Genomic DNA, 12218 nt, shown 5'->3' on the forward strand with positions numbered 1-12218 from the left:
TATTAATTTAGTATTGGAGATTTTTAATTTGTGGGCATAATTCTTTGCCATTCACTACAGGCTAGATGCAATGATTCAGGAGCATTTTCGTCCAATCCACGCTGGCAATAATTTACCAAATTTTCAACACAGGGTTTACAATCACTTTCTTGAGGAAGTTTTGAATATGCTGTTTCCTCATCAACGATTTCTCCTTGTAGATAGTGTATCCAAGTTTCAATATTTCGTCGGGGTATAAACACTGCTATTTTTTCATCTAATAGACGTTTAGCTTGAGAGTCAGCTTCAAGCTCTAAATCTAACTGATTTAATCGTTCAGCTATAGTATATTTGTCGGCATCTATCAAAACAACTAAAGCAATTGAAAGGTAGTTTTTACTCCGATAAGCTCTAACTTCTTTGGCATAATTTTCTCTTACATATTGTTCTCCAGATTGCTTTCCTTTGGGAAGGGGCAAATATGTAATCTTCCGGGGATTAAAACCTCGCTTAACGAGAAAATGTCGGGCAAATACTTCCTGCTGTCTATCCTCACATAATACAATAATTTGCATACCACTATGAATCATGGAGCCATCCCCGCGCTACCAATTCTGAAATAGGAAGTCCAGTATCATTATCAGTGCCGATCCGTTTTACTCGAACTGGAGTGTTACTTTGACGTTCAAACCAATATCCTACAGGTGATGCTAAAAGATAGTCAATTAACACAGGGTGATGAGAAATCAGCAATGCTTGTGTTTTTTGTTCGCTACAAAGGTCATAAAGTTGAATCAACCAAGGTTGAATTTCTGGTAGTGCCAAAAAGTTCTCAGGTTCATCAAGGCATAAAGTGTAATCTTCAGATTTAGTGCATATAATAAGCGTATATAGTGCAATCAACATTCGCTGACCATCAGAGAGTTCTCCCAATTTGTATTCGACTAATTTATTTCTGTCATTCTCTAGTGAGAAAGACAGTTTGAGAAGGCGAATTTTTTCCCCTGCATCGATAAATTTAAAATAAGCGAATCCCTCAAATATTTCTTTTAAAGTGTTTGTTAATTCAAATATTTTGCCTTGATTTTGAGATAAGTAACGATACCAAGAAACATAATTTTCCATCCTATAAGATAAACGATTTTCTTCTTTACTACTCTCATCAACCATCATACTAGGATTAATTTGAAGTATTATGAAACGCTCCATGCGCTCTTTGAACCAAGTCAGCTTGCTATTGTCATCTCTGGGCATAAGTAAAGCCAGCATTGACTGAAACAAGTCAAAGGGATATTCTTTCCATTCTAAGGATAAAGAACCGTCGCGGAAGACTTGCATTTCTCCTAACCCGAATTTTAGTAATGGTTGGTTATCAAACCACAAGCGCTCGTACTTAATGTGAGTCTGGTTTCCATTTCTATCTCTATCATGTTCGATGGCAAGTTCATATTTGTAAGTTCCCCCATTTCCTTCAATTTCTAACTCGAAGCTTTGAATCAAAGATGTCTGCCAGCGCGTACAATCAACAGATTTAAAAATTGCATCAACTTTGCTATCACCACTTACAAAAGCTTGGATTTTTCGCAAAACATCGAAAACAGTTGACTTGCCAGCCCCGTTTGAGCCGAGAAATAAATTAATTGAGTCAACAGACAGTTCAAAATTTACTAGGCATCGAAAATTGTCGATATAAATTCGTTTAAGCATATAATTTCTCCTTAATCTTTCTCATTTTCTCGGATTGCTATTTCTATCTCATCAGGATATACTTCAGCATAACCCCAAGCATTTACTAAGTCTTCAGCATTAAGACTTGGATAGGCATATAAAAGTTCGGATTCACTAGCACCTAAACGGCGATAACTCACTAGCAGCCAAACGGGGATGCGCGTTTGTCTGATACAGGCATCACCGCCTATAACGCCGCGAGTTTTTTCAATTCCTGGCCAACTGTTACTTAAACTTTGGGATAATATTTTTATGGCTTGGATTTTCTCATCTGGGGTTAAGGCTAAAAGTTGTGGTTGCAATTCTTTGAGTGTCATACTTCTGTTAATAATTAATTGCTTCATCACTCCCTTAAATTATAGCGACTGTCGAGAATACCGTCAAAAAAGCGAGCGTATCCTACACTTCCTCTGGCGGATGTAAACTATCCCTCGCCCCGATGCCATTATATATTCTACTCTCTGGTTTAAACTCGCTGATTAAGGTTGTTAAATCAGTATTTCTGATTTGAGCCAATTTTATCAGAGCTTCAACTCGCTCCACATTCATATTTTCTAACCGTTCTTCATAGGCCAATAATTCTGTATGTTCTGCCTCGGTTATCTGTTCCCATTCATTCTGTTGGCGCAGATAGTCCAGCCGTGTTTGTTCTTCAAATAATAGATGACGCTGAATAATTTATAGCAAAGCGGATTCTTCTGAGCCTAACGCGGTTTCATCTCCTAGTTGATTAGCCTTTAAAGACAAATATTCGAGGAGTGTAACTGCTTCTGTTAACATTTCATTGGGCAATTTATCAATTAATTCAATCGCTCTTTGGCGAATGTCTATTGATGCCGTCATGTTCCACCTCTATAGTTCATGCTAAGTTACATTCTAGCAGTTGTAGAAGAAGCGATCGCGCTCTCTAGAAATAAAAGCGATCGCGCTCCCCAAACCCAAAATTCAAAAAATTTTACTACTCTTATTCTCCAACTTCGGCGCTTCAGGAACAGGCCGCATTAATAGCATGACATTCATCAGCGCGATCGCACTCAGCAACGCCACAATTACAGCAAAACCCCCAATCAACCAGTGACGCTCAACAGTTATAGTGACTAAATCCGGGGTTTTCTGACTAACATTGCGAGCAGCCGCAGCCGTAGACATTGAGGCAGGTGCAACCTCAGCCACAGCCGGAGTAGCAACTGGCGGTGCTTTCACAGGTGCAAAATCCGATCGCGCTTCCACAGCAACAGGCCCAGAAGACACTAAAAGAGGCATTTCAGGAGCATTAGAAAGCGCGATCGCTAAGGCTTCCAACCCCTCAGCAATGCTCAAATAACTGAAATGATCGCAGCCAACCTCCGAAATCTGCGGCTTTCTCCCCAAACCCAACTGCGTCATGGATGCCACACTCACGGTGATATCATTTGGCTGGCCGAACATCGCCATATTGCCAGTCATTCCCCCCGCCTTCTGCATCATGCGCTCGAAGGTACTCGCCTGGCCGTTCCTCTGGGCCAGCGCCGCCGGCTGGATGGACTGATTACCAGCTAACACTGTATAAGGAATTTGTGGATCGGGACTTGCCGCCAGCTTCTTCAGAAACTCCGATCCGGGCTGCATTTGCTCTAGAGACACGCTTGCAGCTTCCACTGTCCCTTTTAGCAGCAAATCGCTGAGCCACTTGACAGGAGGCGCGATCGCAGTCACCCCATTGATCGCACTTAGTAACGCTGTTTTCGCCAAACTCTGCACTGTCGCCCAGGGAGAACCGCCATTCGGCGGTCCCAATAGCACTAAGTGCTGCACAACTCGATTCCCTTGTTCTTGTTCAATGAACCACCGCGCCACTAAGCCGCCCATTCCTTGGGCTACGATGTGCAGCACTTTGCCATGATTCGCGCCCAGTCCGGCCAACTCTAAGCGGTGCTTTAACGATCTCGCATTCTCCTCAATCGGAGTGTTTATACTTTCATAATCAAAAGTGAGAACAAGGTCATACAAATCGCTGAGAGGGCGATGCTGACCGTTCGTTTGCACCGATACTTGCCCGATCCCAGGAACCATTTTTTGAGTATCTCCGAGAATGCTGTGAGTGAAGAGAAGAATTCGCTGAGCCTTCGCTACCCACTCTCTCACTTCGTGAATGTCTTTCTCATAAGATACTTTATCGTTTGTGAGGAGGTCGGCGATCGCTAAAATCGGATATTCGTAATCGTAGCCTAATTTTTGCAGGGCGACTTTCTGGAAAAAGATGCGGACAGAACCGCCAAGACTGCGACTTCCCGATGATACCGGATCGGGCAACCGATCTAATTTTATCTCTGTTTGGCCGCGATCGCTCCTTTTCCCCAACCCCGTCGGGACGAAAAATTCGCCATCATAACCAATCCCAATCAGCGCCTCGTTTTCAGCCAGCGGCGCATCAATTATCAATTCTAGCGGCTGTTCCGGCGTTACGGCAGCCGCATCTTCCACATTGCTGAGTTCTAACGCACTCAGGCCGGGGTCAGTACCGCGACTGGCTGTAAATTGGAAAGACTGGATAAACTCTGGATTATCCCGCAAAATTGGCGGCAAAATCATATTACCTACATCGCGCGTCGCTTGGGGAATCGTCGTTAAACGCGCATTTGCCTTTAAACTGGGATGCGATCGCATTTCTACACCCGCACCCAAGGAAACCGCTTCTCCCGTTTGGGGTATCGGTGTCGTTTCCTGCGGTCGCACTGTGGTAAATGTAATCTGAGATGTCACCCAATCATCCCATACTTCATCCTTCTCTGGTTGCGATAAAAGATCGCGAGTTTGTACGCGGTTCATCAAGCGATTGAGAACGCTTTTTCCTCCCTTTCCCGCAATTTTAACTGCACGAGTTCGAGGCGCATCTAACCTTTCTTGTTCCAGCAATGTTGCGTCAAATTCCGCTGTACTGACAATCAATTTTAGGACATCTTTAAACTCAGTAACTCCCTGTTCCCAGAGTTCTTTGGGTACTGTGGCATAAATCGGATTTCCCCCTAAAACAAATACTTCCTCTCCGGGTTGTAACCAAACACCGCCAGAGGCAAAAAAGCCAGTTAAAATCGCGTAAGTTTCGGTTAAATCTAATAAGGCACAGTAAAGCGGTTCGTCGCTACGATTGATGAATTTTATCCTAATAGTTGGCTGCTGCCATTTGCCATTTTCATACTTATATTCTAACCGAATTTGTTGTGCCTCAATTTCGACTTCCCCCTGATATATTTTCACTTCTACGGCATCGGGGTCAATGCGACTGGATGCAGGACTAGAAAGTTCAGCGATATTCGTCCAACGGGCGATGTGTTCCAAACGCGCGATCGCTAAATTAGCATTACCTTGGTTATAACCAGAAATTTTAGCCACCAACGGGCGATCGTCCGTTGGCCGAGCAATGATATACTCGCCATTACGAGCAATTAACCGAAATTCAGCTTGAATTGCTGTTTCTACTTCCCCAACATACATTGAAGCTTGACCTTCCGGCCCCGCTTTTTGTAAGGCTTCCTTTGCTAATTTTACACCTACTTCTTCTCCTTCAATGCAAACACCTAAAGGCGGCATTGGCAAACTGGTAACAACTGCTTTAAAAGTTTTTTCTACATCCAGTGAGTTATCTACATTTGTACAGGAAATCTTGCTGAATTGGGGTAAAACTTCGGTAACATCTGCTTCGGCAAATGAGTTAGAAAGTTGCCGCAAATCTTCGGGATTACTATCCATTGCAAACAAAGCTAACCGAGTCGTTTCTTCCCCTACCACTGGCGGAATGCCGTGTACTGCGCCGCCGTCAATTATCCAGCCGTACTCTAAATGATAACTCACAGTAAAATAAGGAGTGCGTTTTGCGATCGCACCTCCTAAAAACGGCTGGTCTAAATCTTCTAAATTTGTCGCTTCCAACTGCGGCGACTGAGACGCAACTTTGCTGCGGACTAAAGCATTAGTGCGCTTAAATACATCCCGGTAAGTTAAACTACCATTAGCGCGTTGCAAAGTATCTAAAAGAAAATAGCAAAAAGCACCGCGATGTTGTCCAGTACCGTAATATTCCTTGGCTTCTTCGCAGTCGCGACAAGCTGCTAACAAAACATGGCGACCGCGTGGTATCATCCAGCCAGTAGGATTTGCTTCGGGACTGCGAGATGTTGATACTAACTTACTAATTTCTTCGGAGTTTAAGATAAAACTTTCTATCGGTCGCGTTCGCCTATTTGCAGGTGTTCGCCTTACCCCAGTTTCCTGCAATTCCAAATTCCGAGTGCCAGAACCGGAATGGCAACAATCCATAATAATTGTAATGTGCGGGTCTTTTTTGGCAACCTCAGATATCAGTTTTGCTAATTCTTTATCGGCCAAATCCCACCCACCTTCTTGACGGGAATCCCAACAAACCAAAGATTCGTGGAGGCGGTTAGGTTCTAAGTGCCAAAATTCCGGCGGTGCGGGTTCTTGGGAGCCGTGTCCGCTGTAATAAAATAGTACAATATCGTTGCGATTAGCTTGGCTGAGATGTGTTCGGAAACCGTCGATGATTGCTTGGCGGGTAGCTTGTTGATTTTTGAGGGTGAGGAGGTGGAGTTGCTGGTCATCGTCAGAAGTGACGCGCGATGCCAAAGGCGCGGCGCTTCGCCATCGCAGATACTCTTCAAAGGCCGTAATGTCGTTAACACAACCTCTCAAAGGTGCGACAGGGGGGAGATACTGGTCAATCCCAACTAGCAGCGCGTAAATGTTGCGAGTCATAAAAAATCTTAGCGGTAATTGGTAATAAAGCAATATGCAAGAGCCATAAGCCTCTTGCTGATACCGACACCCCAGTTTCCAGTATTTTATACCAACTATATAACTTACACAAAAATATTTGTAACGCCGCCATCCTGGCTGTTAAGTATACCGCCAGGATGGCGGCGTTACGAAGCCGATAGTTTCGGTGAAACCAGGTGAAATCTACATCAGAATTATAGCAAAAATGTTAAAAATTGCCTGATTAAATAAACCCTCATTTTTTAACAGGAATTTCAACGATAAATTCAGTTCCTTTCCCCATAGTCGAATTAAATCTCAGTAAACCACCATGCTGTTTAACAACAATTTGATAGGCAATTGATAATCCTAGTCCTGTTCCCTTACCCACAGATTTTGTAGTAAAGAATGGATCGAAAATCCGGGACTGCACGTCCTCTGAAATACCCTTACCATTATCAGCAATACTAATTATAACCCTCTCTCCTATTGTGTCGCTAACATTTGTAACATTACCCTCAACTAACGCCGTAGAAATTGTAATTTGGGGAGGAGGATAGCGTAAAAATCCATCCTTTGAAATTCCATTCTCTGTTTGATTTTCTACAGCCAAAGCATCGATCGCATCAATGGCATTACTGATAATATTCAAAAATACCTGATTCATTTGAGCTCCCCAACACTCAATCATTGGCAACTGACCATAATTTTTGATAACTTGAATAGCCAAGCGATTTGGTTGAGCTTGTAAACGGTGTTCTAAAATTAATAACGTACTCTCTAATCCCTCATGTAAATCTACAGCTTTCACCGCCGATTCATCTAGGCGGGAAAAATTTCGTAGGGAGAGAACTATCTGCCGAATACGTTCAGTCCCAGCTTGCATTGAAGATAAAAGCTTAGGCAAATCTTCCTGCAAAAATTCCAAATCCGCTATTGCCTTTTGTTCCTCAATCTCTGGAGTTACATCAGGAAATTGCTGCTGATAAAGCTTAACTAAAACTAACAAGTTTTCCAAAGACTCTTGAGTATATGGTAAATTAGTATGGATAAAACCCACAGGATTATTAATTTCGTGAGCAATTCCCGCCATCAATTGCCCTAAACTTGACATTTTTTCACTTTGAATAAGTTGTAATTGTGCTTGTTGTAGTTCTTCTAAAGCACGAGTTAACTCAATAGTTCGCTCTTGAACGCGAATTTCTAGATTCGTTTTTGACTGTTCCAATTCTGTAAAAGAACCTTGTAACTGACCCGCCATTTGAGTAAAAGATACCGCCAAAACATTTAACTCTTTAACAGCAGCTATTTCTACCTGTTGATTGAGTTCTCCAGAGGCTATTGCCTTCGATGCTATTACTAAATGTTGAATGGGTCGTGCAATTAATTGAGCTGTTAAAATCCCCAATAAAGTAGCTACAGCCAAAGCTGCAATACACAAAATAATCGTAGTCCGAGTGTTAGCATTGATTTCATCCATAAAATCTGTTTCTGGCACAACTACGACCACTAACCAATCTAAACCTCGTGCATCTCGGTAGGGTAATACTTGTCCAAACAAGTGCATATTCCCGATCCAAAAATTGAATTGTTCTGTATTCCTAACCTTGTTAAGAGAACCAAATTGAGAATTCAAATATTGAGCGGCCCCTTGGATTAAGGGAGTGCGACTTTCCGTTGCTAAAATACGTTGTTGTTTTCCCTCGGTGTTAACTGTAAACGGCTGAGAATCTGAACTCGCTACTAGATAGCCAGAACGTTCCATAATAAAAGTCTGAGCGTTGGTACTAATTTCCAAGGTTCGCAGAAAGTCACTGATATAACTGAGACTGAGATCGACGGCAAAAACTCCTTGAAAGTTGCCTGAAGCGTCATAAGCAGGCTGTGATGCGGTGATTCCTAAAGTTCCGTAGGTAAAGCTATAAATTTCCCAACTTGCTTGATTATTTTTGATTGCAGCTTGATACCAAGGTCTAGTTCTAGGATCGTAATTTTGGTCTATTCTTCGGCGTTGTTGGCGATTTCCTTGATTATCAAGGGTGTAAGTAGTCCGTTGGGGAAATTTTTCTGTTACTCTCACAACTGTCACCCCATCATCTTCTCTGGTAATTAAAGAGATTGCACCTTCTTTGTTGCCAAAATAGTTGGAACGAATATTAGAAAAAAACTGCATTTGTCGCCACAGGTGGCGTTCTAAGGCTAGAGAATTTTCTGAGGTTAATTGTCCTAGTTTAAAGGCCTCAACGTTCAGTTTAACGATTAATAATGGTTTTTCTAGGTAACTTTCTAAGTGTTGTTGAATGCGATCGCTAACGGAATTTCGGAGTTGAGTGGCTAAGTCATTGACTGCTTTTTGACCATTTTGTAGCGATAGCCATCCAGTCAGTCCGACAACAGCAAAAATTTCGATGATAAATGGTGCAATTAAGACCAGGCGCAAAGGTACTGGCTGGTGAATAGCTGCTAGGATTTTGGCCTGATATCTTCTCAACATTTTCTGCGATCGGTAGGAAGATTTAGTATAACGTTTTAAATCCGTAGCAGACACCCCCAAAATCACTCCTAAACCCTTGTTTTACAAAGATTTAAGTTTAATTTCTGGAGATGTCTAGTCTAAATTTCCTACCTAATACTATTTCAGATAAAAACCCGATGTTGCAAAGATGGCATTTGGCGGCGAACTTGTTCCAGGCGATCGGGATTAATTTCTGCGATCGCCACTCCCGGCCCATCCCCCGCATCCGCTAAAATTGTTCCCCAAGGATCGATAATCATCGCATGACCGTGCGTTTGTCGTCTCCCATAATGGCGACCGGTTTGTGCAGGTGCGATCGCATAACAAGTATTCTCGATCGCTCTGGCTTGCAACAACACTTTCCAATGGTCTTTTCCAGTATAAGCAGTGAACGCCGCCGGCACGAACAAAACCTCGGCTCCCTTATAAGACAAATGGCGATATAGTTCTGGAAAACGCACATCGTAGCATACCGACAGTCCCAGCACCCCAAAATCTTTTGAAGGATAGACAGGAGGCAAGTTTTCCCCTGCTTTGACTGTGCTCGATTCTTGATAAGTATTACCGTCTGGTACGTTGACATCAAACAGATGTACTTTTTTATATCTTACCAGTTCAATTCCATTCGAGTCTACTAGCAAACAGGTATTGTAAACTTTCCCACTATCTGCCGGCACGGGAAACCCCCCTCCCAATATTGTCACTTGAAACCGCTGGGCCATCGTTTTCAGGAATTTTTCACTTTCGATCGCGATCTCGCTAGCAAGTGCCATTTTTTCAGCTTCTTCCCCCATAAATGGGAAGTTTTCTGGCAAACCCACTAACTCAGCACCTTGGCGCACAGCCAGATCGATTAATTCTTCTGCCTGAAGCAAATTTTTTTGCAAATCAGGCAAGCTTGTCATTTGAATTGCAGCAGCGAGATATGATTTCATCGAAGGAAGAAGGAAGAAGGAAGAAGGAAGAAGGAAAAATTTAGTTATCTAGAATGGCAGAAGGCAGAAGAATTAAAAAGAAGGGAGAAACAACGTAAAGTCTTTGATACTTCAAAGATTTTCCCTATTAACCATTTGTATAAATAGCTTTAAACATAAAGCGCAGGTCAATCGATGTTTAGATTCGATCGCTTTAAACTTGAGATTAGGAATCTGCGATTAAATCCCAAATCTAAAATCAGCAATCTAAAATCGCTTGACCTGCAACCTAACACGACTCAAGCTTTAGTGCAATTGCAGAGGGTGAAACAGCAAGTCAGGGAAAAAACGGTTAAATTCAATCAAAGCCGCAGCCTGAATTGACAGCCAAAGCGCTGTAACTACTGGTGCTGTAGAAAGAAATTTCACAAAGTATTGCATCAACAATTCTCCACAATAATCAACAGAACATCGAATTGTTAACAGTTAACAGTTAACCGTTAACAGTTAACAGTTAACAACCATTAACTATTAGCGAGGTGAAACAGTGATTTCGTCATCTTTGGCGAACATTTCACCAGTGGTGATTTCTTTGAGTGCTGCCAAAGGCCACAAGAAGCCGGTTAGCATCAAGGAAATTGCCAAAGGCACATTGAGAATAATCTCTTGTTCCTCTGGAGAACTGGTTTTTTTCGCGGCTTGCAAATAGGAACGGCCAACCCAGCCAATCCAACCAGTAATGTACAAAAACAGGACGCTGGGAATCAAAAAGTCGCCCGCGTGTTCCAAGCTACCATCTACAATTAAGTGTGGGTAGCCTTCAGGCCCGCACAATGCTTCAGAATAACGCTCAAATCTGGCTTTTCCTGAAGCTGGATCGCCATTCGTAGAAACAGCATTTTTCGCTAGTTCTTTGAAAGCAGGCGAGTCCTTGCAGGGTACTAAATCGTATGCCGAGGCTACAGGTACAAAACTGATCCAAAGACTCAGGACTAAGATCGCAGCAAACAATCTTCGCATGGAATTGTTTCCTTTTGTTACAAAACAATAAGTTTTTTGTACAAGCATCTCAAGGTTGCTTGTCTGGAAGACATCTTACTATTTTTTGAGCTTGCCAGATAGACATTCCCCGATCTAAAGATAAGGAGATTTTTAAGGACAACCTTTTTGGGATCGATCCACAAAAAACTTGATTCTTAAAGGCTGAGTCAGACAGCCACCACCAATTAGCTCAGCATATATCTGAGTTTATGGCTGCTCTTTTTGTATGCGACACTAACTTTATCACGTAAAATTGAATATATGGCAACCGTTTTAGCAATTGAAACAAGTTGTGACGAAACAGCGGCAGCGATTGTTAAGAATCGTCAAGTTTGCAGCAGTGCGGTAGCGTCACAAATTAAAATCCATCAACAATATGGGGGTGTCGTCCCAGAGGTAGCTTCGCGCAGTCATGTCGAGATGGTAAATGGGGCGATCGCGCAATCTCTGAGTGAAGCCAACCTCACTTGGTCAGAAATTGACGGGATTGCAGCCACTTGTGCCCCCGGTTTAGTAGGTGCTTTGCTAGTCGGGTTAACAGCAGCAAAAACCCTCGCAATTGTTCATCAGAAGCCTTTTTTAGGTATTCATCACCTAGAAGGTCACATCTATGCCTCCTACCTCAGCGAACCCGATTTGCACCCACCGTTTTTATGCTTGCTAGTTTCCGGGGGTCATACCAGTTTGATTCATGTCAAAAATTGCGGAAACTACGAAATTTTAGGTCAAACTCGCGACGACGCAGCGGGTGAAGCTTTTGATAAAGTAGCTCGTTTATTAAAGTTAGGCTATCCGGGCGGCCCCATCATTGATAAACTAGCTCAAATTGGCAATCCGAAAGCTTTTTCCCTACCGGAGGGTAAAATTTCTTTGCCTACAGGAGGATATCATCCCTATGACAGCAGTTTCAGTGGATTAAAAACGGCTGTGTTGCATTTAGTCCAGAAGCTACAAAAAGAGAATGACGATTTACCAGTAAAGGATATTGCAGCGAGTTTTCAGGAAACAGTAGCCAAGAGTTTAACAAAAAGAGCGATCGCCTGCGCTTTAGATTGTGGCTTAAATACTATTGCCATCGGCGGCGGAGTTGCAGCTAACAGCGGACTAAGACAACACTTACAAAAAGCGGCCAATGCACACAATTTGCGCGTACTATTTCCCCCCTTGAAATATTGCACAGATAATGCTGCGATGATTGCTTGTGCCGCCGCCGAACATTTAGAATTAGGGCATACTTCGCCCTTAACTTTAGGCGCTCATTCCCGAATGCCAATTACCGATGTAATGGA

General features: G+C 42.7%; 11 protein-coding genes. 1 reads left to right on the plus strand and 10 read right to left on the minus strand.

All coding sequences use genetic code 11. The features are described from left to right. Nucleotides 1–23 precede the first annotated feature (23 nt). The 10 genes from OSCI_RS11180 to OSCI_RS11215 form a co-directional block, all read right to left on the minus strand. Complete coding sequence (locus OSCI_RS11180; protein ID WP_007355053.1) at nucleotides 24–569, minus strand: hypothetical protein; 546 nt, start codon at nucleotides 567–569, stop codon at nucleotides 24–26. Further along, the gene (locus tag OSCI_RS11185) at nucleotides 559–1686 is read right to left on the minus strand and encodes an AAA family ATPase (protein ID WP_007355054.1); all 1128 of its coding nucleotides are present in this window, start codon (nucleotides 1684–1686) and stop codon (nucleotides 559–561) included. Before OSCI_RS11185 ends, OSCI_RS11180 begins: the two co-directional genes overlap by 11 nt. Before the next feature lie 11 nt (nucleotides 1687–1697). After that, complete coding sequence (locus OSCI_RS11190; RefSeq protein ID WP_007355055.1) at nucleotides 1698–2024, minus strand: DUF433 domain-containing protein; 327 nt, start codon at nucleotides 2022–2024, stop codon at nucleotides 1698–1700. Nucleotides 2025–2106: 82 nt separating this feature from the next. Beyond that, nucleotides 2107–2283 (minus strand): hypothetical protein, encoded by a 177-nt coding sequence (locus OSCI_RS30660; RefSeq protein WP_007355056.1) that lies wholly within the window; start codon nucleotides 2281–2283, stop codon nucleotides 2107–2109. A 102-nt stretch (nucleotides 2284–2385) separates the two neighbouring features. After that, complete coding sequence (locus tag OSCI_RS30665; protein WP_007355057.1) at nucleotides 2386–2550, minus strand: hypothetical protein; 165 nt, start codon at nucleotides 2548–2550, stop codon at nucleotides 2386–2388. Nucleotides 2551–2652: 102 nt separating this feature from the next. Then, nucleotides 2653–6459, minus strand: coding sequence for a caspase family protein (locus tag OSCI_RS11195; protein WP_007355058.1), 3807 nt, complete (start codon nucleotides 6457–6459; stop codon nucleotides 2653–2655). A 256-nt stretch (nucleotides 6460–6715) separates the two neighbouring features. Further along, nucleotides 6716–9007 (minus strand): sensor histidine kinase, encoded by a 2292-nt coding sequence (locus OSCI_RS11200; protein WP_019487779.1) that lies wholly within the window; start codon nucleotides 9005–9007, stop codon nucleotides 6716–6718. A gap of 89 nt (nucleotides 9008–9096) precedes the next feature. Next, a complete protein-coding gene (locus OSCI_RS11205; protein ID WP_007355060.1) occupies nucleotides 9097–9909 on the minus strand; it encodes a carbon-nitrogen hydrolase family protein in 813 nt (270 codons plus the stop codon). A gap of 285 nt (nucleotides 9910–10194) precedes the next feature. Then, nucleotides 10195–10329, minus strand: a complete 135-nt coding sequence (psaJ, locus tag OSCI_RS28420; RefSeq protein ID WP_007355062.1) for a photosystem I reaction center subunit IX — start codon at nucleotides 10327–10329, stop codon at nucleotides 10195–10197. A 90-nt stretch (nucleotides 10330–10419) separates the two neighbouring features. Continuing rightward, nucleotides 10420–10908, minus strand: coding sequence for a photosystem I reaction center protein PsaF,subunit III (locus OSCI_RS11215; RefSeq protein WP_007355063.1), 489 nt, complete (start codon nucleotides 10906–10908; stop codon nucleotides 10420–10422). 282 nt (nucleotides 10909–11190) lie between these two features. On the opposite strand from OSCI_RS11215, the gene tsaD reads away from it, so the two are divergent. Then, on the plus strand, nucleotides 11191–12218 hold a 1028-nt coding region (gene tsaD, locus OSCI_RS11220), incomplete at its 3' end, for a tRNA (adenosine(37)-N6)-threonylcarbamoyltransferase complex transferase subunit TsaD (protein WP_039962144.1).

It is taken from the genome of Kamptonema sp. PCC 6506 (assembly GCF_000180455.1).
Classification (GTDB): domain Bacteria; phylum Cyanobacteriota; class Cyanobacteriia; order Cyanobacteriales; family Microcoleaceae; genus Kamptonema; species Kamptonema formosum.